The 26432-nt window shown below is 68.7% G+C and carries 27 protein-coding genes and 2 pseudogenes; 8 read left to right on the plus strand and 21 right to left on the minus strand.

The window, feature by feature from the left end; genetic code table 11:
* Position 1: 1 nt before the first annotated feature.
* Positions 2-1333 (minus strand): threonine ammonia-lyase IlvA, encoded by a 1332-nt coding sequence (ilvA, locus tag HQ314_RS03360; RefSeq protein ID WP_027505876.1) that lies wholly within the window; start codon positions 1331-1333, stop codon positions 2-4.
* A gap of 85 nt (positions 1334-1418) precedes the next feature.
* Positions 1419-1853, minus strand: coding sequence for a nitroreductase family deazaflavin-dependent oxidoreductase (locus tag HQ314_RS03365; protein WP_027505875.1), 435 nt, complete (start codon positions 1851-1853; stop codon positions 1419-1421).
* Between the two features lie 141 nt (positions 1854-1994).
* Between HQ314_RS03365 and HQ314_RS03370 the strand changes: the two genes are divergently transcribed.
* Positions 1995-2234 carry a hypothetical protein gene (locus HQ314_RS03370; RefSeq protein WP_027505874.1) on the plus strand — a complete coding sequence of 80 codons (240 nt, stop codon included), beginning with the start codon at positions 1995-1997 and terminating at the stop codon, positions 2232-2234.
* 235 nt (positions 2235-2469) lie between these two features.
* On the plus strand, positions 2470-3087 hold the full coding sequence (locus HQ314_RS03375) for a hypothetical protein (protein ID WP_222649261.1): 618 nt from the start codon (positions 2470-2472) through the stop codon (positions 3085-3087).
* 7 nt (positions 3088-3094) lie between these two features.
* On the opposite strand, the gene dnaE is transcribed toward HQ314_RS03375, so the two are convergent.
* Together dnaE and rarD are read right to left on the minus strand one after the other, a co-directional pair.
* Positions 3095-6661, minus strand: coding sequence for a DNA polymerase III subunit alpha (gene dnaE, locus HQ314_RS03380; protein ID WP_051613374.1), 3567 nt, complete (start codon positions 6659-6661; stop codon positions 3095-3097).
* A 41-nt stretch (positions 6662-6702) separates the two neighbouring features.
* Positions 6703-7602 carry an EamA family transporter RarD gene (rarD, locus tag HQ314_RS03385; RefSeq protein ID WP_222649521.1) on the minus strand — a complete coding sequence of 300 codons (900 nt, stop codon included), beginning with the start codon at positions 7600-7602 and terminating at the stop codon, positions 6703-6705.
* A 107-nt stretch (positions 7603-7709) separates the two neighbouring features.
* On the opposite strand from rarD, the pseudogene HQ314_RS21615 reads away from it, so the two are divergent.
* Positions 7710-7844 (plus strand): annotated as a pseudogene (locus tag HQ314_RS21615) (DUF2256 domain-containing protein); the annotation flags it as partial.
* Complete coding sequence (locus HQ314_RS21160; RefSeq protein ID WP_285186082.1) at positions 7827-8114, plus strand: DUF3253 domain-containing protein; 288 nt, start codon at positions 7827-7829, stop codon at positions 8112-8114. The pseudogene HQ314_RS21615 and the gene HQ314_RS21160, both read left to right, overlap by 18 nt.
* 12 nt (positions 8115-8126) lie before the next feature.
* Here HQ314_RS21160 and HQ314_RS03395 read toward each other — a convergent pair whose 3' ends face one another.
* On the minus strand, positions 8127-8894 hold the full coding sequence (locus HQ314_RS03395) for an MBL fold metallo-hydrolase (protein WP_308119210.1): 768 nt from the start codon (positions 8892-8894) through the stop codon (positions 8127-8129).
* A 186-nt stretch (positions 8895-9080) separates the two neighbouring features.
* Between HQ314_RS03395 and HQ314_RS03400 the strand changes: the two genes are divergently transcribed.
* Complete coding sequence (locus HQ314_RS03400; RefSeq protein WP_307092468.1) at positions 9081-9734, plus strand: hypothetical protein; 654 nt, start codon at positions 9081-9083, stop codon at positions 9732-9734.
* Positions 9735-9747: 13 nt separating this feature from the next.
* On the opposite strand, the pseudogene HQ314_RS21165 reads toward HQ314_RS03400, so the two are convergent.
* Positions 9748-9864, minus strand: a pseudogene (locus HQ314_RS21165) (carbonic anhydrase); the annotation flags it as partial.
* 96 nt (positions 9865-9960) lie between these two features.
* Positions 9961-10614, minus strand: coding sequence for a vancomycin high temperature exclusion protein (locus tag HQ314_RS03405; protein ID WP_374197817.1), 654 nt, complete (start codon positions 10612-10614; stop codon positions 9961-9963).
* A 92-nt stretch (positions 10615-10706) separates the two neighbouring features.
* Here HQ314_RS03405 and HQ314_RS03410 point away from each other — a divergent pair, with 92 nt between their 5' ends.
* Positions 10707-11294 carry a CHAP domain-containing protein gene (locus HQ314_RS03410; protein WP_222649265.1) on the plus strand — a complete coding sequence of 196 codons (588 nt, stop codon included), beginning with the start codon at positions 10707-10709 and terminating at the stop codon, positions 11292-11294.
* Positions 11295-11296: 2 nt separating this feature from the next.
* On the opposite strand, the gene HQ314_RS03415 is transcribed toward HQ314_RS03410, so the two are convergent.
* The 3 genes from HQ314_RS03415 to lspA are packed head-to-tail and all read right to left on the minus strand — an operon-like array spanning position 11297 to position 13430.
* Positions 11297-11923 (minus strand): hypothetical protein, encoded by a 627-nt coding sequence (locus tag HQ314_RS03415; RefSeq protein WP_051613372.1) that lies wholly within the window; start codon positions 11921-11923, stop codon positions 11297-11299.
* Between the two features lie 5 nt (positions 11924-11928).
* Complete coding sequence (locus HQ314_RS03420) at positions 11929-12855, minus strand: RluA family pseudouridine synthase (protein WP_222649266.1); 927 nt, start codon at positions 12853-12855, stop codon at positions 11929-11931.
* Positions 12852-13430, minus strand: a complete 579-nt coding sequence (gene lspA, locus HQ314_RS03425) for a signal peptidase II (protein ID WP_231476321.1) — start codon at positions 13428-13430, stop codon at positions 12852-12854. Before lspA ends, HQ314_RS03420 begins: the two co-directional genes overlap by 4 nt.
* Positions 13431-13499: 69 nt before the next feature.
* Here lspA and HQ314_RS03430 point away from each other — a divergent pair, with 69 nt between their 5' ends.
* Together HQ314_RS03430 and HQ314_RS03435 are read left to right on the plus strand one after the other, a co-directional pair.
* Complete coding sequence (locus HQ314_RS03430) at positions 13500-14441, plus strand: hypothetical protein (protein ID WP_027505864.1); 942 nt, start codon at positions 13500-13502, stop codon at positions 14439-14441.
* Positions 14432-15187 carry a hypothetical protein gene (locus HQ314_RS03435; protein WP_222649267.1) on the plus strand — a complete coding sequence of 252 codons (756 nt, stop codon included), beginning with the start codon at positions 14432-14434 and terminating at the stop codon, positions 15185-15187. The genes HQ314_RS03430 and HQ314_RS03435 overlap by 10 nt, the downstream gene beginning before the upstream one ends.
* Before the next feature lie 62 nt (positions 15188-15249).
* Here HQ314_RS03435 and HQ314_RS03440 read toward each other — a convergent pair whose 3' ends face one another.
* The 11 genes from HQ314_RS03440 to pgeF all read right to left on the minus strand — a co-directional run bounded on the left by HQ314_RS03440 (position 15250) and on the right by pgeF (position 26432).
* A complete protein-coding gene (locus HQ314_RS03440) occupies positions 15250-15762 on the minus strand; it encodes a hypothetical protein (RefSeq protein WP_027505863.1) in 513 nt (170 codons plus the stop codon).
* A gap of 309 nt (positions 15763-16071) precedes the next feature.
* Positions 16072-16719, minus strand: coding sequence for a cutinase family protein (locus HQ314_RS03445; protein ID WP_056445560.1), 648 nt, complete (start codon positions 16717-16719; stop codon positions 16072-16074).
* Between the two features lie 232 nt (positions 16720-16951).
* Complete coding sequence (locus HQ314_RS03450; protein WP_222649268.1) at positions 16952-17590, minus strand: hypothetical protein; 639 nt, start codon at positions 17588-17590, stop codon at positions 16952-16954.
* A gap of 138 nt (positions 17591-17728) precedes the next feature.
* Entirely contained in the window at positions 17729-19021 is a 1293-nt protein-coding gene (locus tag HQ314_RS03455; RefSeq protein ID WP_373428381.1) for a DNA polymerase IV, read from the minus strand.
* Positions 19022-19076: 55 nt separating this feature from the next.
* On the minus strand, positions 19077-22211 hold the full coding sequence (ileS, locus tag HQ314_RS03460) for an isoleucine--tRNA ligase (RefSeq protein WP_222649269.1): 3135 nt from the start codon (positions 22209-22211) through the stop codon (positions 19077-19079).
* 244 nt (positions 22212-22455) lie between these two features.
* Complete coding sequence (locus HQ314_RS03465; protein WP_222630594.1) at positions 22456-22614, minus strand: hypothetical protein; 159 nt, start codon at positions 22612-22614, stop codon at positions 22456-22458.
* Positions 22615-22679: 65 nt separating this feature from the next.
* The gene (locus HQ314_RS03470) at positions 22680-23540 is read right to left on the minus strand and encodes a DivIVA domain-containing protein (protein ID WP_027505857.1); all 861 of its coding nucleotides are present in this window, start codon (positions 23538-23540) and stop codon (positions 22680-22682) included.
* Positions 23541-23756: 216 nt separating this feature from the next.
* Positions 23757-24035, minus strand: coding sequence for a YggT family protein (locus HQ314_RS03475; protein ID WP_027505856.1), 279 nt, complete (start codon positions 24033-24035; stop codon positions 23757-23759).
* Positions 24036-24195: 160 nt separating this feature from the next.
* Positions 24196-24903 carry a cell division protein SepF gene (locus HQ314_RS03480; protein WP_027505855.1) on the minus strand — a complete coding sequence of 236 codons (708 nt, stop codon included), beginning with the start codon at positions 24901-24903 and terminating at the stop codon, positions 24196-24198.
* An 81-nt stretch (positions 24904-24984) separates the two neighbouring features.
* Positions 24985-25710, minus strand: coding sequence for a YggS family pyridoxal phosphate-dependent enzyme (locus tag HQ314_RS03485; RefSeq protein WP_222649270.1), 726 nt, complete (start codon positions 25708-25710; stop codon positions 24985-24987).
* Entirely contained in the window at positions 25707-26432 is a 726-nt protein-coding gene (gene pgeF / locus HQ314_RS03490) for a peptidoglycan editing factor PgeF (protein ID WP_027505853.1), read from the minus strand. The genes HQ314_RS03485 and pgeF overlap by 4 nt, the downstream gene beginning before the upstream one ends.

A 26432-nucleotide genomic window follows, 5' to 3' on the forward strand; every position in this document is an offset into this window, starting at 1 on the left:
CTCAGGTCAGGTAGCGGTATGCGGGAGACCCGGGCTCGAGATGTTCGACGTGCATCGGCGACGTCTCCATCCGCTCGAGGAGGGACGACAGGCCCGCGGCCGAGCCGAGCTCGATACCCACCAGCGCGGCACCCGTCTCGCGGTTGTTGCGCTTGACGTACTCGAACAGCGTCACGTCGTCCTCCGGACCGAGAACGACGTCGAGGAACGTGCGCAGTGCGCCCGGCTCCTGCGGGAAGTCGACGAGGAAGTAGTGCTTGAGCCCCTTGTGCACGAGCGACCGTTCGAGAATCTCCCCATAGCGCGAGACGTCGTTGTTACCGCCCGAGATCAGGCACACGACGGACGAGCCGGCCGGGATGTCGATCTGCGACAGCGCGGCCACCGACAGCGCTCCGGCGGGTTCCGCGATGATGCCCTCACTCTGGTACAGATCCAGCATCGCGGTGCAGATGGCACCCTCGTCCACCTGCGTGACCACCACCGACCCGCGTCCGTCGTGGCCCGCACCGACCGTCACCGAGGCATGCGAGGCGACGGTCGCGCCGAGCGACGACACGACCCGGTACGGGAGATCGCCGATCCGGCGCACGGCGGCGCCGTCGACGAACGGGTCGATCTCGTCGAGTGTGACGGGGCCGCCTGCCATGAGCGCCGCCGCCATGGATGCGGCGCCGGTGGGCTCCGCACCGACGACGGAGGTGTTCGGCGACCGCTCGGCGAGGTAGGCCGACATGCCCGTCATACACCCACCACCGCCCACCGCGACCACGACGACGTCCGGAGCGGCACCGAGCTGCTCGAGGATCTCCGCGGCGATGGTTCCCTGTCCCGCCACGGTTCTCGGGTCGTCGAACGGCGGCACGATGGTGGCCCCGGTGGTGCGGACGTCGGCGAGGGCGGCCGCCGCGGCCGCATCGAAGGTGGAGCCGACGCTGATGACCTGCACCATGTCGCCGCCGTGGAAGGCGATGCGATCGCGCTTCTGCTTCGGGGTGTTGGTCGGCACGTAGATGCGACCGCGGATGCCGAGCGCCCGGCACGCGAACGCGACACCCTGCGCGTGATTGCCGGCGCTCGCCGCCACGACACCGACCGCGCGCTCGTCGTCGTCGAGTTGCAGCATGAGGTTGTACGCGCCGCGCAACTTGTACGAGCGCACGCGCTGGAGATCCTCGCGCTTGAGGTGGATCCGCGCACCCGTCTGCTCGGACAACCGCTCGCAGAACTCGAGCGGGGTGCGGGTGGCCACGTCCCGCAGCCGGACGGCCGCGGCATCGATGTCGTCTGCGGTCGGCGCAGCGGCGTCGGTACGGCTCGTCGTCTCGGTCACACGGACATGCTGCCACGGTGGTGCGACGACCACCGACCCACCCTCACCTGCGGAGCGGCCGCCGGCGGGGGTGACGAATCAGCGCTCAGGCCCGCTCGAGCACGAAGACAGGGATCTCGCGGTCGGTCTTCTTCTGGTAGTCCGCGTAGTCGGGGTAGGCCGCGACCGCACGCTCCCACCACTGCGCCTTCTCCTCGCCGTGGACCTCGCGCGCGACCATGTCCCACTTCTCGGTCTTGTCCCGCAGTTCGACGTGGGGGTTCGCGAGCACGTTGAAGTACCAGACGGGGTGCTTCGGCGCGCCGCCGAGCGACGCGACGGCGGCGTACGCACCGTCGTGCTCCACGCGCATCAGAGGGGTCCGACGGAGCTTGCCCGTCTTGTTCCCGATGGTCGTGAGGAGGATGACGGGCATCCCCCGCATCTCGGTGCCCTCGGTCCCTCCCGAGCTCTCGTACAGGTCGGCCTGATCGGCGGCCCAGGTGGACGGACTCGGCTCGTACTCTCCGTGCAGCGGCATGATCCCAGTACACACACCTCGGCGGTCTCCGGCAACCATCCGCAGGGTGATCAGGAGGTTTCGGTCGCCCTAACTTCCATGTACGTGTAGTCTGGGGACCAACGCACGGCACACGGAACACGAATGGTTCGGGAGGCGAGTATGACCACGGTCGACCTGCAGTTCACACGCCCGCGGCACTCGACGAGCGTTCGTACCGTGGACGTGGCCGGCACCGACTGGCCGCTCTACAAGCTCGAGAGCATCATGGTCGCCGTCATCCTCTTCGCCGCTCTAGCACTGACCGTCAGCATGCAGACGGCAGTCCTCACCTCCGCCGCTGTCGGCGTGACGCTGTGGTGGGCCCTCGGCGCGACCGAGCGGTTCCGCACCCGACACTGATCACGGACAGACGCCGGCGGGGCGCCCACTCCACGTGGGCGCCCCGCCGGCGTTCGCGTGGTCCGGTCGCGGATCAGGAACCGAACGGCAGGACACCGGGGGCCAGGTAGAGACCGCTGCTTCCGGCGGCGATGCCACCGACGAGTTCGAGCACGGCGTTGATGAAGTTCGTGATCATGGGATCGTTCCTCTCGGTCGAGTTCGACGTGACGATCCGACGGTACCGTCCGTTCCTGTGAACGGTCACGAACTCGTCTGGTACGTCGGCTACGGCTCGAACACCCTGCCCGCACGCCTCGACGCCTACCTGGGCGGCTCCGCGGCCGACAGCAGATTCGGTGCGCACGCCGCCCCGCGGACACTCTCGCTTCCTCGCGAACACCGGTGGATCACCGTGCCGCATGCGGTGTACTTCGCCGGCGTCTCGGCCCGGTGGACCGGAGCGTCCGCGTTCCTCTCGCTCACACCCTCCCCCGACTCCGACAGCATCGCCCGCGCCTACCTGCTCGACTGGGCCGCCCTCGACCACATATCGACGGTGGAGAACGCGCAGACGGAGCAGACACTCGACGTCCGCGCGTCCCTACCGACACGGCCGGGAGCGTGGGCGCTGCTGCCGGTCGAGGTGTCGCCCGAGCCGCACCGCGGCAAGTACGACGCGGCGCTGCGCCTGGACGACATCGACGGCGTCCCGGCGATGACTCTGACGTCGAGCCACGTGCGAGAACGCGGAGTGCCGGCCGACCGCTACCGCGACGTCATCGCGGAGGGCTTGCGGGACAACCCGTTCGGCGTCGAGCCCGATGCCTACCTCGCGGCAGCCGTCGAGCGGTCGGCCGTCGTCAGACGGTGAGGCAGCGTCAGACGGTGAGGCAGCCGGGTCCGAGCAGCGCCTTGAGATCGCCCATCAGCGCCGACGACGGTGTGACGCGCAGCTTCTCGTCCACCTTGAGCATGGTGACCCGGTCGCCACTGATGAGGCGCAGGTGCACGTCGGTGGTACCGGGATGGCTGGCCAGCACCCGCTTGAGCGCCCCGACCTTGTCCGCGGTGCACTGACGCGTCGGCAAGCTGACGGCGACGGGCTTGGCGACACCGACGGACGACAGATCGGGAACCGCGATGTCGTTCGCGATGAGCGAGATCCGATCGTCCCGAGCCGACACCCTGGCCTTCACCAGCACCACGGCGTCCTCGGCGACGTCCGCACCGAACACGGAGTACGCCTGCGGGAAGAACAGCACCTCGATACCGCCGGTGAGATCCTCGAGCTGGGCGGACGCCCAGGTCAGACCGTTCTTGTTCACCCGTCGGTTGACCGAGGCCAGAATGCCGCCCACCGTGACCTGCGTGCCGTCCTTCAGACTGCCCTCGAGGATCGTGGGAATGGCGGTGTCCGACTGAGCCGCGAGCACGTGCTCGACTCCGTTCAGCGGATGCCCGGACACGTACAGCCCCAACATCTCCCGCTCCAAAGCGAGACGGTGCTTGCTGTCCCACTCCTCGGGCGGGATCTTCACGTTGAAGACGGAGGTGATGGACTCGTCGGCGTCGACGCCGCCGAACAGGTCGAACTGGCCGATGGCCTCCGCCTTCTTGGTGCCCAGCACCGAGTCGATCGCGTCGGCGTGGATCAGCATCAACCCCTTGCGTGGATGGTCCAGCGAATCGAAACCACCGGCCTTGACGAGAGACTCGGTGACCTTCTTGTTGCAGGCAGTCGCATCGATCTTGGCCAGGTAGTCGGAGAAGTCGGTGAACTTCCCCTTCTCCTTGCGCGCCGAGATGATGGACGCCACGACGTTGGCGCCCACGTTGCGCACCGCGCCCATACCGAAGCGGATGTCCTCGCCCACCGAGGCGAAGTTGAGCTCGGACTCGTTGACGTCCGGCGGCAGCACGGTGATGCCGAGCCGTCTGCAGTCGGCGAGATAGATCGCCGCCTTGTCCTTGTCGTCGCCGACACTGGTGAGCAGTCCGGCCATGTACTCGGCCGGGTAGTTGGCCTTGAGATACGCCGTCCAGTAGGACACCAGCCCGTACCCCGCCGAGTGCGACTTGTTGAACGCGTAGCCGGCGAACGGGAGCACGGTGTCCCAGAGCGCCTTGATGGCGGCCTCGGAGAAATCGTTGTCCAGCATGCCCTGGCGGAATCCGGCGTACGCCTTCTCCAGCTCGGACAGCTTCTTCTTTCCCATGGCGCGCCGCAGCAGGTCGGCCTGGCCGAGCGAGTAGCCGGCGACCTTCTGCGCCAGCTGCATGATCTGCTCCTGATAGACCACCAGGCCGTACGTCTCGCCGAGGATGACCTTCAGCGGTTCCTCGAGTTCCGCGTGAATCGGCTTGACCTCTTGACGACCGTTCTTGCGATCGGCGTAGTCGTTGTGCGAGTTCATGCCCATCGGACCGGGCCGGTAGAGCGCCAGGACGGCGACGATGTCCTCGAATCCGGTGGGCTGCATCTTGCGCAGCAGGTCCCGCATCGCGCTGCCGTCGAGCTGGAACACGCCGAGAGTGTCTCCGCGCGAGAGCAGTTCGAACGTCGCCGGATCATCGAGAGGCAGGGCGTCGAGATCGATGTCGATGCCGCGATTGGCCTTGATGTTGTCGATGGCGTCACCGATGACCGTGAGGTTGCGCAGCCCCAGGAAGTCCATCTTCAGCAGGCCGATGGCCTCGCAGGACGGGTAGTCCCAGCCGGTGATGATGGCGCCGTCCTGCGGACGCTTCCACACCGGGATGGCGTCGGTCAGCGGCTCCGAGGACATGATGACCGCGCAGGCGTGGACGCCGGCGTTGCGGATCAGCCCCTCGAGACCCTTGGCCGTCTGGTAGATCTTCGCGACGTCGGGGTTCGAGTCGATCAGCGAGCGGACCTCGGTGGCCTCCTTGTACCGCTCGTGCGTCGGATCGGTGATACCCGCGACCGAGATGTCCTTCGCCATCACGGGCGGGGGCAGTGCCTTGGTGATCTGGTCGGCGATGGCGAAGCCCGGCTGCCCGAACTGCACGCGGGCCGAGTCCTTGATGGCGGCCTTCGTCTTGATGGTGCCGAACGTGATCACCTGCGCGACACGATCACTGCCCCACTTCTCGGTGGCGTAGCGCACCATCTCGCCGCGTCGGCGATCGTCGAAGTCGATGTCGATGTCGGGCATGGAGACGCGCTCGGGATTGAGGAACCGCTCGAACAGCAGACCGTGCGGGAGCGGGTCGATGTTGGTGATCCCCATCGCGTAGGCGACGAGCGACCCGGCCGCCGAACCTCGACCGGGGCCGACGCGGATGCCGACCTCCTTGGCGTGGTTGATGAGGTCACCGACGACGAGGAAGTAGGCGGGGAAGCCCATCTCGAGGATGACGCTGATCTCGTAGTCCGCACGGGAGAGGTACTCCTCCGTCGGACCGTCGGGGAAGCGGCGGTGCAGGCCGTCCATGACCTCCTTGCGGAGCCAGGTGCCCTGCGTGTAGCCCTCCGGCACCGGGAACACCGGCATCCGGTCGCGGTGCTCCCACACCTCGTCGTAGGACTGGACGCGTTCGGCGATGAGCAACGTGGAGTCGCACGCGCCGGGCACCTCGTCGTCCCAGAGGGCACGCATCTCCTCCGCGGACTTGAGGTAGTAGCCGTCGCCGTCGAACTTGAACCGGGTGGGATCGCTCAGCGTCTTACCGGTCTGGATGCACAGCAGCGCTTCGTGATTGACCGACGCGTCCTTGGTGACGTAGTGGCAGTCGTTGGTCGCGAGCGGGGGGATGCCGAGCTGCTCCCCGATGCTCAGCAGTCCTTCTCGCACCCTCCGCTCGATCGACAGACCGTGGTCCATCAATTCGAGGAAGAAGTTGTCGGGGCCCCAGATCTCCTGCCACTTGGCCGCCGCCTCGAGCGCCTCACGCTCGTGGCCCAGACGAAGCCGGGTCTGGATCTCGCCGGACGGGCAGCCGGTGGTGGCGATGATGCCCTCGGCGTGGTTGGCGATGATCTCCTCGTCCATGCGCGCCCACTTGCCCAGCTGCCCCTCGGTGGACGCGAGGGACGACAGCTTGAACAGGTTGCGCAGACCCGTCGCGTTCTCCGCCACCATCGTCATGTGCGTGTACGCGCCGCTGCCCGAGACGTCGTCCGACTTCTGGCTGCGGTCTCCCCACAGCACGCGCTTCTTGTTGAAACGGGACTCTGGGGCGATGTAGGCCTCGATCCCGATGATGGGCTTGACCCCGGCCTTCTTGGCCTCGTTGTAGAACTCACTGGCCCCGTACATGTTGCCGTGGTCGGTCATCCCGACCGCGCTCATCCCCAGGCGCTGGGCCTCCGCGAACATCGGCGCGATCTTCGCCGCCCCGTCCAGCATGGAGTACTCGGTGTGATTGTGGAGATGAACGAAGTCCGACACGGGAGCCACTCTAGGTCGTCGGGCCGACAACATTCTCCGCACACGCGGCGTGTGACGACTGTGACGGATGAGGACTAGCGCGGGGCGTCCGCGGACGCCGCCTCGACCGGCACCGACGCCACGCGATGCGCCCGCAGACGCCGCACGGAGTCGACCGTGAAGATCGCCAGCGCGCACCAGATGAGTGCGAAACCGATCCACCGCGACGCGGGCATGTCCTCGTTCAGCACCAGCACTCCCCACGCGAGCTGCAGGCCCGGTGTCAGGTACTGCAGCAGACCGAGGGTGACCAACGGCAGCTTCTGCGCGGCGACCCCGAACAGCAGCAGCGGCAGTGCGGTGACGGGCCCGGCGAGGACGAGCAGCAGGGCGTGCGGCACCCCGAGCGAGAGGGCGCTCGCTCCCCCGGTGACGCCCAGCACCACCAGGTAACCGATCGCGATCGGCGCCCCCACGAGCCCCTCCGCGGTCAGCGACGTGGTGGGTTCGAGCCGGACCACCTTCTTCATGACGCCGTACAGCGCGAACGAGAAGGCCAGGGTGAGAGCGATGACGGGAGGCCGTCCGTAGTCGGCGGTGAGCACGACCACCGCGACGAAGGCCAGCGCGAGGGCCGCGATCTGCGCACGGCCCAACCGCTCCCGGAACACCACGACGCCGAGCAGGACACTGACGAGCGGATTGATGAAGTATCCGAGGGCTGCCTCGACCACACGGTCCTGCGAGACCGCGAAGATGTAGACGCCCCAGTTGATCGAGATGAACGCCGACGACAACGCCACCACACCCCACGTGCGCGCCGGGAGACCGCGCAGCGCGGACAGTCGTCCCAACACCGCCAGGACGACGAGCATGAGCACCAACGTCCACACGATGCGGTGCGCGAGGACCTCGACGGGTCCGGCGAAGGACAGCACGCCGAAGAAGGCCGGGAACAGTCCCCACAGTCCGTACGCACCGACACCGCTGGCCATGCCGACGCTGGAGGACGACCGGGGAGCTCCACCGCGCCGGGAGCCGAGAGAGGACGTGAGACTGCGCACGCGCTCACGCTATCCCCGACCGGTGCACAATCGACGAGGTGGCACACAGGAAGAAGGCGCCGAGCGGCGAGGCCGAGGCTCGGGCTGACAAGAACTGCGCCGTCTGCGGTCGACGGATCGAGTGGCGCAAGAAGTGGGAACGCGACTGGGACTCGGTGAAGTACTGCAGCGACGCGTGCCGACGCACCGGCTCCGCGGGAGCCGACGACGGTCTCGAGGACGCGATCCGGCGGCTGCTCGACAGTCGCTCGCGCGATTCGTCGATCTGTCCCTCCGACGTGGCTCGCGCCGTGGCGCCGGACGACTGGCGCCCCCTGATGGAACCCGTACGCCGCGCCGCCCGCCGTCTCGTCGCCGCGGGCGAGGCGGAGATCACGCAGGGCGGGAACGTGGTCGACCCGTCGACGGCGAAGGGTCCCATCCGCATTCGGCGACCCCGCTGACCCGGAGTCGACTCAGGCGCGTGCGGACCTGACCCGCCGCACCGCGTCGTCGACGGACCCGCGATGCACTCCCCCGTGTCCGGGAATCAGGACGTCGGCGTCCAGGCCGACGAAGGCGTCGAGCGCGTCGAACTCCCGCGGCCGGTCGTGCGCGAACAGGGGCGGCAGCATCTGCGGTCCGGTCCGAACGCTCAGAGCGTGTCCGGTGACCAGAGCGTCACCGGACAGAACGGCCCCCGCACCCGGCACGTGATACCCGGTGTGACCGGACGTGTGACCCGAACTGTCGAGCGGCACCGGCCCGCCCGGCAGGTCCAGCGGCCCACCCGGCACGGATCCGACGACCGAGTCGAACCCCTCGGCGTCGGCGACGGCGCCCGATTCGGTTCCGCCCGCGCGAGCGATGCGCACCGTCCATGCGAGCGCACCGCGCCGCCAGACGTTACGCGCCACGTCGAGCGGCGATGCCTGTTCGAGATACTCACGTCGGGCATGCCGCGCCTCGGTGTCCGAGGTGAGCACCGGCGTGCCGTAGGTCGAGGCGAAGTGGCCGGCGCCGCCGATGTGGTCGATGTGCGCGTGTGTCAGCAGGATCGCCCGCACGTCCTCCGGACGCCGACCGACACGACGGAGCGATTCGACGACCGCACCGACGTACCGCGGATATCCCGAGTCGACCAACGTCACGTCCTCGCCGTCGACCACCAGTGTCCAGTTGACGTCCGGCCCGAACGCGACGTGCACGCCGTCGGCGACGGTCGTGACTTCGAGTGTGCTCACGACTGCCGAGTATGGACGGTCGGGAGCCCCGGGGGAAGACCGACGAGTCTGCTGACGCGACACGCCGATGACACGACCGAGCGGAGCCGGGTGTGTCATGACGTTGGTCACCGACGACGCGAAAAGCACGAGGCGACAGCCGCTCCCGCTCCTCGGGCCTCGTGCCGTGCACTACGCTGATTCGACGTGATCGACGATCGAAATCTCGGCTCCGGCGCCTCCTCCACGATGACCACCACCTCACCCCACGACACCGCTGCGGACGACACCCCCGTCACCCGGCGGTGGAGTCCCGGCGGCTGCGTGTGGTGCGGCAGCCGGACCGACATCGAGATCTACCGGGACGAGCCCCGGTGCGGTGAGTGCCGTGAACACGAGAACACGATCGACGCGGCGCGTCGCTTCATCGGCATGTACGGCCTGCGTCCCCTGGGCGGCGCGGTGACGTCCGACGACGACGAGGAGCTCGAGCACCGCACCGCGGCTCGCAGTGCGCGTGCCGCTCTCGACCGGGTCCGCCTGCCGAAGCGTCCCGCGGCCGCCGACGTCCGGAAGGCCTCGGCCCGCGCCGGTGCGTCCGCCGCCGTCCGCACCACCCCGTCCCGCTCGTCGTCCTCCGCTCCGTCGGGTGCCGTCAGCACGGTGGACGTCGCCGTGCTCGCCGATCGCGTGACCGGTCTGCTCGAGCAGCTCACCGCCATCGAGACCGGCATCGCCGACGCCGAGGCGTCGTCGGGTCTGCCCGCGCGTGCCCGGCTCAGCGACCTGCAACGTCAGCGCGCCACCGTCATGTCGACACTGGCCGCGCTGGAGAAGGCCCGCCGCGGCAGCGCAGGCTGACCGACACGCTCGATCAGGCCGGCTGAACCTCACGTAGCGCACCGGTCGCCACGTCGAACACGAAGCCGCGCAACGACGTCGTCCGCGAGACGAACGGACTGAGCTCGATGCGCCGGAGCTGTCGCCGCAAGCATCGCGACAGGAACACTCGCGCTCGGGTCTCCGGACTGCTCGCGGTGCGACGGTGCGAACAGGGTTGGGCTCGAGGTGATCCGAGTGACTCGGGTCAGCCGATCTCGACGGCGCGGCGCACCGCGTCGGTCGGTGGCGACTGCACCGCGGGCGCGGAGCCGCGGAGCACGTCCAGCACGGCCTTGGGACGCGCGAGCATCTCGCGTACGAACTGCCGCAGCAGCGAGCGCCGGGAGCAGTCACAGGGAGCGACGACACCGCCGGCATCGATCCCCGCAGCTCGGCACAGGGTCACCGCACGTGCGGCATGGGTGTCCTGACTGACGATCAGGGCCGTCGACACTCCGTACGTCGTCACGGCGCGTCGACACGTGTCGCGGGTCGTCAGACCGTACGGGTCGGCCACGATGCGGTCGGGATCGACGCCGCGGCGCACCAGGTAGCGCGTCATCACCTCCACCTCGTCACCCGATGTGCCGGCGGCGTTGCCCGACAACAGAAGTGCGCGCACGGTACCGCGACGCACCAGATCGAGTGCCGCGTCGAGCCGACCGGCGAGAAACGACGACGGTTCGCCCTCCTGGACCCGAGCGCCCAGCACGATGGCGACGGGAGCGCGCGGCGCGGTGTCCGCCGTGTACAGCCGACCGTGGGACGAGGCGGCGACCCACGCCGCCGATCCGAGCACGACGACGAGCACCGCGGCGGCGGACCCGCCGACGGCACGGATCAGATGTCGGCGCCCCACACGTCTCATGTCCCCAGTCCATCATGTGAGGGTTCCGTGAAGATCGGCGCCGCGATCCTGACCACGGAGGCCCGGCTCGGTAGCGTCGAGGCATGCCCACCACCCGCCTCCGCCGTACCGTCGCCGGCGTCGTCGCCCTCGCGGTGGTCACCGTCGCGGCGGTGCTGTGGACCGCGCCCGAGCGGTGGTACCCGTGGGACACCGCCGACTTCCCCGCGGCCGACGCGTCCCTGTCCCCGGCGCAGCAGCGTGTGCTCGAGGTGGTGGAGCGTGAATACCGCGATCCCCGTCCCGCCACGTTCTACTCCGAGGGCGTCGACGAGGCCTGGTGCGCCGACTTCGTCAGTCACGTGATGCGCCAGGCCGGACAGCCGTTCACCAATCCGCACTCGGGTGGGTGGCGCATTCCCGGTGTCTACACGTTGACGGAGTACTACCAGGAACAGGGCCGTTTCGCGCCGGTCGGCGACCACTCTCCCGCGGTCGGCGACGTCGTCCTGTACGAGTCGGGTGGGCCCGTCGGGGATCTGCTCGTCGGGCAGCACACGAACATCGTGGTCGCGGTGGACGGGGACACGGTCACGACCGTCGGCGGCAACGAGATGGGCGGGATCCGCATTCACGATCTGGACTGGGCGGACGACTCGGCGGTGCTCGGCTTCGGCCTGCTCGGGTCCTGAGGTCAGGAGGCGGGAACCGGGCCGTCGTCGGGCTGCACCGCGTCGCCGTCGCGTTCGGGATACAGCGGTGCCACCGCGAACCGGCCGTAGACCGCGTCCCCCGGCAATGCCTCGACCGCGCGGATGCCGTCCAGGCCCGCGAGCGCGGCGAGTTCCGGAACACTCGCACGTACCAGAACTCCTGCGGCGCAGTCACAGTCGGCCTGCAGGCGTGCGCGCACCACCGTCGCGATCGCGTTCCCGCGCTGGTCGCGTCCGGGCGGAACGAGGCCGGCGGCGAGACGGACGGACGACGCGAGCACGGAGTCGGTGTCCGGCACCGGGACCACCACGAGCGGGGTCTGCACGCGGTCGATCGGCACGTGCGCATAGACGACCGAGACCCTGATTCCGTCGACGGTGGGCGCGATCTCGTCGGCACGCATCGACCGGGTGAAGGACACCAGCGCCCACCGATCTCCGTCGCCGGAGGGCGGGTCCACCCGGGCCACGTACTGCGCGGCGGTCTCGTCGTTGTCGGGACCGAGGGCATCGGTGCGAACCGACGAACCACGGACCGGGTCGAGGACACCGAGCACGAGCACCGCGACGATCAACGCGACGACCGACGCCGCGGACACGGCGCGCACGCGTCTCAGCCCGCTCTCAACACGTCCAGTGCGTGCTGCAGATCCGCCGGGTACGGGCTCGAGAACTCCACGTAGTGGCCGTCACCGGGATGAGTGAACCCGAGTGCGCGGGCGTGCAGCCACTGGCGTTCGAGGCCGAGCCGTTCGGCCAGGCGCGGATCGGCACCGTAGGTCAGATCACCGCAGCACGGATGCCGCAGCGCCGAGAAGTGCACCCGGATCTGGTGAGTGCGCCCGGTCTCGAGGTGCACGTCCAGCAGGCTCGCGGCCTGGAACGCCTCGACCGTGTCGTAGTGGGTGATGCTGGGCTTGCCGTCGGCCGTGACGGCGAACTTCCAGTCGTTGCTGCGGTGTCGTCCGATGGGCGCATCGACGGTTCCGCTGCTCGGGTCCGGATGTCCCTGCACCAGAGCGTGATAGCGCTTGTCGATGGTGCGCTCCTTGAACGCGCGCTTGAGCACGGTGTACGCATGCTCCGACGTGGCCACCACCATCACGCCGGACGTCCCGACGTCGAGACGGTGCACGATGCCCTGACGCTCGTGGACCCCGGACGTCGAGATGCGGAATCCAGCGGCCGCGAGACCACCGATCACCGTCGGTCCCGTCCAGCCCACGCTCGCGTGCGCGGCCACTCCGACCGGCTTGTCCACGACGACGATGTGGTCGTCCGAGTACAGGATCTCCATGCCCGGCACCGGCTGTGCCTCGATGGTCAACGGACGCGCGGGCTCAGGCAGTTCCACCTCGAGCCACGTGCCGCCGCCGAGACGGTCGGACTTCGCCACAGTGGAACCGTCGACCTGGACGGCGCCCTCCTCGGCGAGGGTCGCGACGACGGTCCGCGACAACCCCAGCAGCCGAGCCAGTCCCGCATCCACGCGCATGCCGTCGAGCCCGTCCGGAACGGGCATCGACCGTGTCTCCCTCACGCCTTCTTCTCCGACTCCGTCGCCGCTGCGCTCTCGGTCACCGCGGGGTCGTCACCCTTGTCGTCGGCACGGCGAGTCCCGTCCGGCTCGATCCCGAACAGCGTGATGATCACCAGCAGGACGGCCCCGCAGACGATGGAGGAATCGGCGACGTTGAAGACCGGCCACCAGCCGATGGACACGAAGTCCACGACGTGACCCTGCAGCGGGCCGGGCGAGCGGAAGAATCGGTCGATCAGATTGCCGAGCGCGCCGCCCAGCACCAGGCCGAGGCCCACGGCCCACCAGCCGGAGCGAAGAGTGCGTCCGATGCGGATCACACCCACCACGACGGCGACGGCCACCAGCGTCAACAGCCAGGTCATGCCCGTGGCCATCGAGAACGCCGCGCCCGCGTTGCGCACCATGCGGAGGGTGACGGTGTCACCGATGATCTCGATCGGTCGACCGGGCTCGATGACGGCGACCGCGACGATCTTCGTGAGCAGGTCCAGGGCGAGCACGACCGCCGCGACAGCGAACAGCCGTCGGGTACGTCGGGCCAGGGGTCGGTCCGGATTCTCCACGTCGGTCACCCCACCATTGTCCACTACCTGCCCTCACCGCTCACCGGCCGCTCAGGATCCGACGCTAACCTCGGGCGCGTGACACTGCTCTCGACACGACCCCGCCGACGCTCCACCACCCTCGTCGCCGCGGCAGCGGTCACCGTCGTCCTCTCGCTCGGGGCGTGCGGGACCGACACCGACGTACCCGCGACCGAGGAGCTGACCCCCAGCACGTCCGCGGTCACTCTCCCGGTCTCCGCCGTCACCACCACGCTGGTCGATGCCGGAGCCGAGCCGCGGACCGTCGTCACCGCGACCCCGTCGGAAGCAGAGCAGACCGCGACCCTCGTGGCCGAGTCGACCATCAGCCAGCAGATCGACGCTGCCGAGTCGCAGGACTTCTCGACCCCGCCGCTGACGCTGCCGATGACGGCGACCTCACGCTCGGCGGCCGGGTCCGACGGACTCCAGGTCGACATGACACTCGGTGCGGCCACCACGTCGGACGCCACCCTGCAGGCGAGCCTCGGGCCCACCGCGGGATCGTCCGCAGGCTTCGCGACCACGCCGTCGGGTGCCGTCACCGCACTCACCATCGATCCGTCGCCGGACGCCCGGGACATCGCTCGATCAGCCGTCGAGCAGGCGCTGTCCCAGGCGGTGTACCGCGCCGTCCCGTTCCCGGCAGAGCCCATCGGCGTCGGCGCGAGATGGACCGTCACCCAGGAGGTCGTCAGCGGGATCTCGCTGCTGCAGACGACGACGGCGACACTCACCTCGTTCGACGACGGCGTCGCGACGGTCGACGTCGCCGTGACCCAGTCGCCGGAGGAACCGATCTGGCAGCTGCCCGACGAGCAGGGCACCCTGAACATCGAGTCGTTCGTGATGACCGGCCAGGGGCAGTTGCGGATCGATCCGTCCAAGCCGCTTCCCCTGGGCGGCACGGTCGCCGTCGGCGGCGACCAGGTCTACCGGGACGCCAACAGCCAGACGACGCTGAAGCAGACCACCAGCAACACGGTGACGTGGAGTTGAGACGACTGGGCGCGGTCACGGCAGCGCTCGCGGTGGTGCTCGTCGGATGCGGCACCGATCGGGACGTCGGCGACACACCGAGCGAGGCCACGCCCGAGGCGCCCACCGTCGGGCTCCCCGCCTTCACTCCGGTCCCTCCGCCGTCGGCCACCGGCACCGGCCCGATCACCGACAACGCTCTGCTCGCCGGTCGGCTCCTGAGCATCGCCGACCTCCCACCCGGCTACACCGGCTACGACCTGCCTCCGCTCGACCCCAGCGCTCCGGGCGCGACGGCCGAGGACCGGTCGAGCACCGACCCCACCGAGTGCGCCGCGGTGCTGGCGCCCATCGCCACCCAGGTGCCCGGCGTCATCAGCGCCGCATCCGTCTCCTACGGCGGACCCGACTTCTCGTCGATCGACCAGGACGCCGCGAGCTACGACGGTCCCGGCGCCCTCACCGCGTTCGCGGCCGTGCAGGACTCGCTCACACGATGCGCGACCTTCAGCGGCACGGACGCCGACGGTGTGCGGGTGGACTACCGCGTCGGCTCCTCGACCCTGCTCACCGACGTCGCCCCGATCGGCGACGCCTCCGTGGCGGTGCGACTCGCGGTGAGCAGCGACGGCGTGTCCCTGACGACGGACGCGATCCTCACCGTCTCCGGATCCACCCTGAGCCAACTGGTGGCCACCGGGACCGAGCCCGTCGACCCCGACCTGGTGCGGACGCTCGCGCGCACCGCCGCCGACCGGCTGCGCTGAGACACGACGACGCCGGCACCACCCGAAGGTGATGCCGGCGTCGTGTGGTCGGTACAGCGGTGTCAGGCGGTGCAGGCAGGCGAGGTCAGCTGCGCCAGCGACACGATCGCGCAAGCGTTGTCCTTCGACAGCTTCCACTCCCCGTCCTCGGCCACGTAGGCGACCTGGAGCGGGTTGACCTGGCCACCGAGATCGATGGTGGCGTTGGAGCTGAGCGTGCCGTCGCCCAGATCGGTCACGTCGAGGACCTGAATCTTCGCGTTGTTCACGCGAGCGGCCTCGGCGACCTTGTTGATGAGCTCCGGATCGGCTTCCGCGCCCTGCACGTACTGGACCTTCTGCTCGAGCGGCACGTTGGGATCGAGGCTCTCCTGCAGGCGCGTGTTCAGCTCCTCGGCGGTGGGAACCGGGGGGAGATCGGACGGTGCCTCGGCAACTGCGCTGGAGGTGGTGGCTGCCGACGTGGTGGCGTCGGTGGTGCCGCCGTCCTCGCCGCTGCTGCACGCCGTCATCGTCAGGGCGGCGGCGACTGCCATGCCTGCCACCAGTGCGCGTCCGGTACGGGGAAGCTTCACGTGTACGTCCTTACATCTCGTGAGTTGACTCGGTATCGAGCGTCGGGCCAGACCTTACCGACCAGTTCTGAGGAAACGGTAAAGCTCGTCGCGCCCTCGAGAGGGGTCACAGGGTGGGCGGCGTCGGCCGGCGGTGGCCGACGCGCGCACCGCACGGGGTAGCGCGCACTCTGCATCCTGCGCAGAACACCGCGCGCTGCGCACGGGGCGAACCCCTGGCCGGGTGGAGGATGCCGGGTTCGACGCCGAACCTGCATGCACCGCGCACATTCGGTCCACCGAGCTCCGATCAGTCGAACAATGAGCGATTCAGCTGATTCGGGAGGCTGCGAATGTCGCACCCTGACCCGCGCTGCCATTGCTCGCGTAGGTGAGATGCGCAAAGGAATTGAATCCGCCGATCTGGCACACCGGGTCTCCGAAGTTGCAGAAACTGCGGGCGCGCGGGCCGTAGGTTCCGCTCGCCGACTCGATGGTCCTCCCGGTCAGACCGAACGGGTTGCCGAACACGACGACGGCCTTGACCCTGTCGGCGACGCCGGCGGGCAGCACGGAACCGGTGAGACTGCTCGGGGTACGCAGACCCACGGCATTGGTGACCACAGTGGCACCCTGTGAGTACCCACCGATGATGAATTGCGTTGCAGGACATGCTGCTGCGACGGAGGTGATGTGCGCGACCAGGTCACGCGAGCCGGGCCCGGCGCTGGCCTGCGAGAAGTCGGCAGCGTAGTTCACGGCGTAGGTGCTGACGGACCGTCCGGCGAGCGTGGAGGTGACACTGCTGGTGAAAGGTCCACCGGTGATGCCGAGTCCGGGCAGTTCACCGGTCCCGCGTGCGAACGAGACGTCGACGTCCGTACACGGCGCCGCGGTGGCCACAGCGCTGGGAACGACCAGGGCCGCAGCGGCGACAGACGCCGCTGCACACACCCGAGCGAGAAGTCTGACATTCATGACGAGCCTTTCCCCGAAGGTCAGTGGACTCGGTCACAGTAACGGACGGAAATGTCGGGTGACAGTACTTGTTCGCACACATCACAATTGCACGAACGCATTTCCCGCATGTCACCGGAAACGCCGAAGACACGGAAGGAACGAGCGCCGGAAGACCGTCACGACGAGCAGTTCGGACGCCGAAACCTCCTCGTGTCGTCCCGGGCGTCGACAGATGCTGCCGACACACCGCTCAGACACCGAGAACGGCTCGGGCCTGGAGAGCCACCGTGCGATCCGCCGCGAACGCCGCCGCCCGCAGCACGGCCGACGCCGCGGGCGCGTCGATCCGGTGACGACCGGCCAGGACACCGATGGCCTCGTCGATCAGGTCGCACTCACCGCCCGGATCCGCCGGTACGCCTGCCAGGCCGGAGGTGACCAGTTCGTCGCCCAGCACATCGGCGAGTCTGCCCACCGCCGCGACGGTCCTCTCGTCGGGTGTGCCGAGAGGACCGCGTCCGTGGCACTGCAGGGTGCCGACCCGGCTGGCTGTTCCGAGCGCGACGGTCCGGACCCATCGCACCCCAGACTCGATGAGACAGTCGACCAGCAGGGGCCATCGCGCGCAATCCGCCGCCGAGTCGACCGACACACTGTGCATCCGACCGTCCGCCATCGTCTCCGCGTGGGGTCCCTCGCCCAGGAGGTACTGCAGATCCGCCAGTTGCACGGCATCGTGGGCGGTCGGGTACAGCACGCGCCTGCTGTCCGGGGCGTGCGCGGAGGTGAGTACCGCGGTCGCTCCGTCCGCGTGCAGGAGATCTGCACAGACGGCGACCCACTCGGCTCCGCGCAGACCCGCGAGCGGGTGCCGCTGATCGCTCACCATGGGAGCGAGGCTCGCAGCGTGAACTCGGTGCCGGGCACGGGCACTCCTCGTCGTACGGGTGCGGCGACAGACGCCGCAGTCACGCGTATTCGGCGGTGCGCGCCCCGCGGATGGGTCACAGGACTCGATCGGTGAGCCTCAGGCCAGACTGTCCATCGGATCCGCCACCGCGAGGTGCTCGTCGTCTCCGGAGAAGGTCCGCGCCACCCCGGGGCCCGTGCTCCGCGTCTCGAACCGCACGGTCACCACGTCGTGCCCTGCGCCCTGCACCCACCCGTGGCCGTACTCGTCGTGTCGGACGTCGAGCCCCGGCCGCCAGAGCAGGACGTCGCTCGTGACGACCGGCGCGGGCTCGGCCGCGGTGACCGAGGAGTCGACGTCGAGGCCCTCCTGGTCGAGTTCGGGGAACAGCGACTCCTGCCGGACCGTCGACAGCCCGGCGAGGCCCACGCCCACGAGTCGGATACTGCCGAGCTCGCGCGGATCGAGAGCCTGCCGCTGCGCGGTGGCCACGATCGTCGCCAGATCGACCGTCGCGTACGGCAGTGTGGCCGAACGGGTCACGATGCTCATGTCGGACTTGCGGAGCTTGAGGACGACGGTGCGGGCCGCCCGCCCGTCCTTCGTCAATCGGGTGTGGGCGGCCTCCGCGCTGGCGACGATGGCGGATCGCAACCCGGCCATGTCGACGATGTCGGTGGCGAAGGTGGTCTCGGCACTGACCTGTTTCGACTCGGCGCGTTCCGCCACGGGTCGATCGTCGAGACCACGTGCGAGACGGTGCAGGCTGGGGCCGACGGCGGAACCGAGCACGGACGCGGCCTCCGCCTCCGGCATCGCGGCGAACGCACCGACCGTGTGCACTCCCAGTCGGCGGAGCTTGTCCTCGGCCACCGGCCCGATGCCCCACAACTTCCGCACCGGCAGAGTCTCGAGCAGGGCGGCCTGGTCCGCCGGAGAGACCACCCGGATGCCGTCCGGCTTCGCGAGACCCGAGCCGATCTTCGCGATCTGCTTCCCCGCTCCCGCTCCGATGGAGGCCACGAGCCCGGACGCGTCCAGGACTGACGCACGCAGCGCGGCGCAGAACTCCTCCACCTCGGCGACGGTCGCTCCCGCCAACTCCGCGGGCTCACCGAACGCCTCGTCGAGCGAGAGCTGTTCGATCACCGGCACGACGCGCCGCACGGTGTCGAAGACGACGGTGGAGAGAGCCGAGTAGACCTTGCCGCGGGGCGGCACCACCACCGCACCGGATCCGACGAGTCGTCGAGCCTGGTGCATCGGCATCGCCGACCGGGCACCGAACACGCGTGCCTCGTAGCTGCATCCCGCCACGACGCCTCGACCACCGCCACCGCCGACGAGCACGGGTCGGCCCCGCAGCGTCGGCCGGGTGAGCTGCTCGACCGACGCGAAGAACGCGTCCATGTCGAGATGCAACACCCAGCGTCTGCTGCGCTCGGCCGACCCGCCGCTCACACCGTCAGGCCTTCACCAGCGATGCCCGCACTCCGTCGCCGAGATCGACTGCTGCCGAACCCGGATCGCCGACCTGCAGATCGGTGGCCAGGATCTCGCCGGCGATGAGATCGCGGTGCGTGTCGAACCAGGACCGGCGCTCGGCGGGAACGTCGACCGTCACCGCGATGCGGTCGGACACGTCCAGACCCGCGGAGCGTCGGGCGTCCTGGAACTCGCGGATGCGATCCTTGGCCCACCCCTCGGCCTCGAGCTCCTCGGTGACCTCCGAGTCGAGCACGACCAGCCCGGCATTGCCCGGGAGCGCCGCCGTCGACTCCGGTTCCGCCGCGACCAGGCGCCGGGTGAACTCCTCGGGCAGCAGCTCGAGACCTGCCGCCGTGACGACGCCGTCGGTCTCGCTCCACTCCCCTGCCTTGACCGCCTTGATGACCGCCTGCATCTGCTTGCCCAGACGCGGACCGGCCACGCGGGCGTTGACGACGAGCTCGAAACGGCCGTGCACGTCGACGTTCTCGGTGAGATCGACACGCTTGACGTTCACCTCGTCGGCGATGAGGTCCGCGAACGGGCGCAGCCGCTCGGCGTCGTCGGCGGCGACGGTGAGCTCCTGCAGCGGCAGGCGGACGCGCAGGTTCTTCGCCTTGCGCAGCGACAGTGCCGCGCCGCAGACGGTGCGGACCTCGTCCATCGCCGCGACCAGCTCGGGATCGGCCGGCAACTCGGTACCGACCACCGGCCAGTCCGCGAGATGCACGGAGCGCCCACCGGTGAGTCCCCGCCAGACGACCTCGCTGACGAGCGGGAGCATCGGGGCTGCGACGCGGGTGAGCACCTCGAGCACCGTGTGCAGAGTGTCGATCGCGTCGGCGTCCTCGTTCCAGAAGCGCTGACGCGAGCGCCGCACATACCAGTTGGTCAGCGCGTCGCAGAACTGACGCAACTCGTCGCACGCCCCCGCGATGTCGACCGCCTCCAACGCCTCGGTGATGACGCGCGTGGTCTCGGCCAACTTGGCCAGGATGTAGCGATCGAGCACGTTGGTGGAATCGGTCCGCCACGTCCCCGGCTTCGACGCGTACAGCTGCAGGAAACTCCACGCGTTCCACATCGGCAGCAGTGCCTGCCGCACACCCTCGCGGATGCCCTGCTCGGTGACGATCAGGTTGCCGCCCCGCAGGATCGGGGACGACATGAGGAACCACCGCATGGCATCGGAGCCGTCGCGGTCGAACACCTCGTTGACGTCCGGGTAGTTGCCCTTGGACTTGCTCATCTTGAGCCCGTCCTCGCCCAGCACGATGCCGTGTGCGGCGACCGTCCGGAAGGCGGGCCGGTCGAACAGCGCCGTCGCCAGGACGTGGAGGGTGTAGAACCACCCACGCGTCTGACCGTTGTACTCCACGATGAAGTCGCCCGGGTTGTGCGTGGAGAACCACTCGGCGTTCTCGAACGGGTAGTGCACCTGGGCGAACGGCATCGAGCCCGACTCGAACCAGCAGTCCAGTACCTCGGGGACTCGACGCATGACGGACCTGCCCGTGGGGTCGTCCGGGTTGGGACGGGTCAGCTCGTCGATGAACGGCCGGTGCAGGTCGGTCGGACGGACGCCGAAGTCCGCCTCGATCTGGTCGAGACTGCCGTACACGTCGGTGCGCGGGTACGCGGGGTCGTCCGACACCCACACCGGGATGGGGCTGCCCCAGTAGCGGTTCCGGCTGATGTTCCAGTCACGCGCGCCTTCGAGCCACTTGCCGAACTGGCCGTCGCGGATGTGCTCGGGCACCCACGTGATGTCCTGGTTCAGCTCGACCATCCGGTCGCGGAAACTGGTGACGGAGACGAACCACGACGGCACCGCCATGTAGATCAGCGGCTGACCCGAACGCCAGCTGTGCGGGTACGAGTGCTCGATGGTCTCGTGCCGCACCAGCTTTCCCGACGCCTTGAGGTCCTTGATGATCACCGGGTTGGCATCGAAGATCATCAGACCCTCGTACGGCGGCACCATCGCGGTGAACTTGCCGCCGGCGTCGAGCGGCTGCACCACCTCGATACCGTTGGCCGTCGCTACGTCCATGTCCTCCTCACCGAAAGCCGGTGCGAGGTGGACGATTCCGGTACCGGAGTCGGTGGTCACGTAGTCGGCCGACAGCACACGGTGACTGTTCTCGTGACCGAGGAAGAAATCGAACGGCGGCGCGTAGGCGAGACCGATCAGATCGGCACCGGTGTGTTCGGACACCACCACGGGCTCGTCGCCGAACTCACGGGCGTAGTGCGACACCCGATCTCGGGCGAGCACGACACGGCCGCCCGCGCCGTCCTCGATCTGCACGTAGTCGATGTCGGGGCGTACGGCCATCGCCAGGTTGGACGGCACGGTCCACGGGGTGGTGGTCCAGATCAGTGCGTCCGCACCGTCGAGCGGGGAGCCGGGCGCGCTCAACGTCATCCGCACCGTGACCGCTGGGTCCTGACGCATCTTGTAGGCGTCGTCGAGCCTGGTCTCCTGGTTCGACAGCGGCGTCTGCTCGTACCAGCTGTAGGGCAGCACACGGAAGCCCTGGTACACCAGGCCCTTGTCGTGCAGTTCCTTGAACGCCCACATGACCGACTCCATGAAGTCCAGGTCGAGCGTCTTGTAGTCGTTGTCGAAGTCGACCCACCGCGCCTGGCGCGTGACATAGTCGCGCCACTCGCCGGTGTACCGCAGAACGGACTGCTTGCAGTACGCGTTGAACTCCGCCAGACCCATCGTGTCGATCTGGCTCTTGTCGGTGATGCCGAGCTGCTTCTCCGCCTCGAGCTCGGCGGGGAGACCGTGACAGTCCCAGCCGAACCGTCGCTCCACCTTGCGCCCGCGCATGGTCTGGAAACGCGGGATCAGGTCCTTCACGTAGCCGGTGAGGAGATGGCCGTAGTGCGGGAGGCCGTTGGCGAAGGGCGGCCCGTCGTAGAAGACGAACTCATCCGCGTCGGCACGCGCGTCGACGCTGGCTCGGAATGTGCCGTCCGCGTCCCAGTGCGCGAGGACCTGCTGCTCGAGAGCCGGGAAATCGGGACTGCCGGACTCCGAGGCGTAGCGGACGCGGGGGTACCCGGCGTCGGGTGTCGAGGTGTCGTCGGTGGTGGTCATGGCTGCGGTGCTCCTGTGCCCGTTCGATGCGGCACGGGGACGACGACCGGCACTCTGCGCCGGAAGCCGCGGTACCACCCCGCTTGGCCGCCGAGGCGACCCACTCTCCGATCGAGCTGTGACGGGCTCGACCCGTCCGGTTCTACTGAGCACCGACCCGTGCGGGCCGAGACCGTTCTTCCGGACAGCTCCCCGGTGATGGCCGGATCGTCGCTGAACTACTTGTACTTCGACGTGAGGAAGTCTACCGCCGCCGGCCCACGAGGGCACCGGCGAGCAAGAGGACCGCACCCACGAGACACACCGCGATGCAGGCCCAGGCCCACACCACGGATCCCGTGACGAGCGAGACGACGAGTAACGCGAACCCGACGCCCGCCAGAACCAGCGTCAGAACAAGCACGCACTCATCCGTTCACCCTCGATCCCCCCGCTGGTTCCCCCCGGAACAGCCTCGACGAGGACGGATCAGTTGTTGCCCTTGGCGTACGACTGTCCGAAGTTCGACGACTGGCCGTTGTCCTTGCTGAACGGATCCTGACCACTGTCGACCGGCAGTGCGGACGAACGCTGGTCGAGTTCCTGCAGCTGGGACTCGAGGTAGGACTTGAGGCGGACCCGGTACTCGCGCTCGAACGTCTTGAGGCGCTCGATGCGCTCCTCGAGGACCGAACGCTGCTGGTTGATGGTCGCCATGATCTCGGTGTGCTTGCGCTCGGCATCGCTCTCGAGCGCGTCGGCCTTTTCCTTGGCCTGGCGCAGCTGTGTCTCCGAGCGCGTCTGTGCGTCGGACAGCAGCGCGTCGGCCTTCTGACGAGCCTCGGAGACGAGGGACTCGGCGCGGCTCTGCGCCTCGCTGACCAGACGGTCCGAGTTGGCGCGAGCGCTCCCGAGCAGCTGCTCGGACTCGGTCTTCGCGTCACCGGTGAGGCGATCGGCCATCTCCTGGGCGAGACCCAGGATCTTCGCAGCCTGCATGTTCGAATCGCCGGCGGACGACGCCGCGGCGGGGGCAGGAGCCGGTGCCGGAGCGGCCTGGACGACCGGTGCCGGCTTGGCGGGCTCCGGACGCGGTGCCGGTGCGGGGGTGGGAGCAGGCGCGGGGGCAGGGGTGCTCTGACGCGACGCTGCCGAGCTCTTGGCCTCGGCGAGATCCTGATCGAGCTCTCCGACCCGCTGACGCAGGTCGGCATTCTCCTCGATCAGGCGCGACAGCTCCTGTTCGACGAGATCGAGAAATGCATCGACCTCGTCCTCGTTGTATCCGCGCTTACCGATGGGCGGCTTGCTGAACGCGACGTTGTGCACATCGGCGGGAGTCAGCGGCATGGAAGGGTCCCTTCACGCGTCTCGAGAGCGGTGGAGCATCGACAAGCGATGTACGCGAGCATTCGTTCGATCAACAGTGGCAGTGGCACCCGGCTGCCGTAGTGGGGGCAACCAGGACATTCAGTTATATCGCACAAAGAGCGATGGTCACTCATCGTGCACCTTCGAGCAACATTCTGTCACACGGGACACTGTCGCCGTCGACAGAACTCACCGTCAGCCGACGCCCTGCACCACGCGCATCAGGATGAAGACGATGAAGAGCAGCACCATGATGGACAGGTCGAGCCGGACACCGCCCAGATTCAGTGGCGGGATGATGCGCCGCAGCAGTTTGACCGGCGGATCGGTGACCGTGAAGATCGCTTCGAGTACGACCACGACCACACCCGTCGGACGCCAGTCACGTGCGAAGGATCGGATGAACTCGACGATGATCCGGCCGATGAGCAACAGCCAGAAGACGAAGAGGATGAAGTACAGGACCGCGAACACTCAGCTCACCGTCCTGCGAGACGCAGGAGAGACCGACACCGACACAACTTTCTGATCACGCACGACACCACAATGCCATCTCGCGACACGGGGAGGCCATCTCGCGACACGGGGAGGCCATCTCGCACCGCGAGACCGGCCCACCGCGCCGTGTGAGACGTCACTGCTGGTTGTAGAAGCCCGTCTCGGCGATCCGGCGACGCTCTTCGGCGGAGACGTCGACGTCGGCGGGTGAGAGCAGGAACACCTTCGTGGCGACCTTGTCGAACGAACCACGCAACGCGAACGCGAGGCCCGCGGCGAAGTCGACGAGGCGCTTGGCGTCGGCGTTGCTCATCTCGACCAGATCCATGATGACGGGCGTGCCGTCACGGAAGCGCTCGCCGATCGTGCGCGCCTCGCTGTAGTCGCGCGGACGCAGCGTGGTGATGGTCGACATGGGGCCCCCGTCGTCGAGTGCGGCCTGGCGGCGGTCGGACACGCGCGGTTCGGCGTGACGGGGCTCGCTGCGACGGAGCTCCGAGTGCGGGTCCATGCGAGTGTCCATCGCGAGGGCGCCGCGGGTGGAGGTGCGCATCGCGCCGCCGGAGCGGGATCCGCCACCGGAGCGCGACGACAGCGGCGCCACCCGAGCACTGTGCCGGGGCTCGGGACGCTCGTAGTCGTCGTCCTCGTCCCGGCGACCACCGACGAACGCCGGCTCGGCGTAGTCGCGATCGGCGTAGTCATGGTCGTCCATCGATTTTCCGTATCCGCCACGCGACGACCGGGATGCGACGGGCGCATCCGTGTCGTCGAGGTAGTCGTCCTCGAAATCGTCGAGTGGGACCATGCCGAAGTAAGCCTTGAACTTGTGCAACGTGCTCATCGGTCGACCTTCCTGGCGTGGCGGTGTGGCTGGTACTCGTGTGACTGAAGTAAGCCCGTGGTGACGATGGTGTTCATATCGTCAAGGCGAGGTTATCGGCCGTGGACCGAGGATTGCGGTTCCGACACGCACACACGTGGACCCGTGTCGGACAGCCTCTTCCAGGTCGCCCGTCATCCCGGCCGAGAGTCCGGTCGCGCCCGGATGTGAGGCGAGGACCTGCGTGTGAAGACGCTGCAGATCCTCGAACGACGCGTCGGCGTCCGCACCCAACGGGGGCACCGCCATGAGCCCGGCGAGTCGCAGACCCGAGGTCTCGGACACCTGCGCGGTGAGTGCCTCCAGGTCTTCGCGGTCCACGCCTCCGCGATGCGTGTCACCGTCCAGACTCACCTGCACGTAGACGTCCAGATCCGCAGTCCTGTCACCGTTGTCCACCGCGCCCGCGACCGCCTTGCCGAGTGCGGTGATCAGACGGTCGGTGTCCACCGAGTGGATCGCATGTGCCCAGGCGGCAACAGCTTTCGCCTTGTTGCGCTGCAGGCGGCCGATCATGTGCCAGCGCACACCGTCGGTGCCGATCTCGGCGACCTTGGGAGACGCGTCCTGCTCGCGCGACTCGCCGAACTCGGTGCACCCGAGCTCGCGCAGCAGTGCGACGTCGGAGGCCGGGAAGAACTTGGTGACGGGAAGCAGGGTCACGGAATCGGGTGCGCGATCCGCGGCCGCACAGGCGCGCGACAGCCGATCGCGGACCTCGGCGAGATGGTCCGCGAGATACGTCCGCCGATCGTCCGGCGCGGTCACGAGGTCGTGTCCATCCACACGACACCGGCGTGCCGCCCCGTGGGCGACCCCCGGCGGTGGCTGAACAGCGAACGGTCCGTGATGGTCTCGCGCGGATCGGCGGCCACTCCGGCGACGCCGGCCTCGAGCAACTGGCGACGCAGGCCCGCCCGGATGTCGAGACCGGGTGTGCCCTTGCGAGTACGCGTCGCGCTGCCCGGCAGGTGGGTCTCGACGTCGATCTGCATGGTGCGCGGCACCTCGTAGTCGTCTCCCCCGGCCGCCGGGCCGAGGAACGCCTCGATCCGGGAGACGGCGGCGCCCGCGGCCACCATGGCGTCGAGAACGCGCGGGACGATGCCGATCCGAGCACCGACGCGGCCGGCGTGAACGGCGGCGACGACGCCCGCGGCATCGTCGGACAACAGGAGCGGCACGCAGTCGGCGGCCAGGACGACGAGCGCGAGGTCGCGCTGGGTGGTGACGAGGGCGTCGGTGGCCTCGACCGGTCCGGAGACCGGTCCGTCCACCGTCGCGACGGATCGACCGTGAATCTGGTCCATCCACACGAGACGCTCGGGAGACAGACCGATCTTCTCGGCGAGACGACGCCGATTGGCCTCCACGTGCGCCGGGTCGTCACCGACGTGATCACCGAGATTGAAGGAATCGTAGGGCGGTTCGGACACGCCTCCGGCGCGTGACGTCGTCACGCGCCGGACACGGTAGCCGCGGTCGGAGAT

This window comes from Rhodococcus sp. BP-332 (genome assembly GCF_019836065.1).
Taxonomy (GTDB): Bacteria; Actinomycetota; Actinomycetes; order Mycobacteriales; family Mycobacteriaceae; genus Rhodococcoides.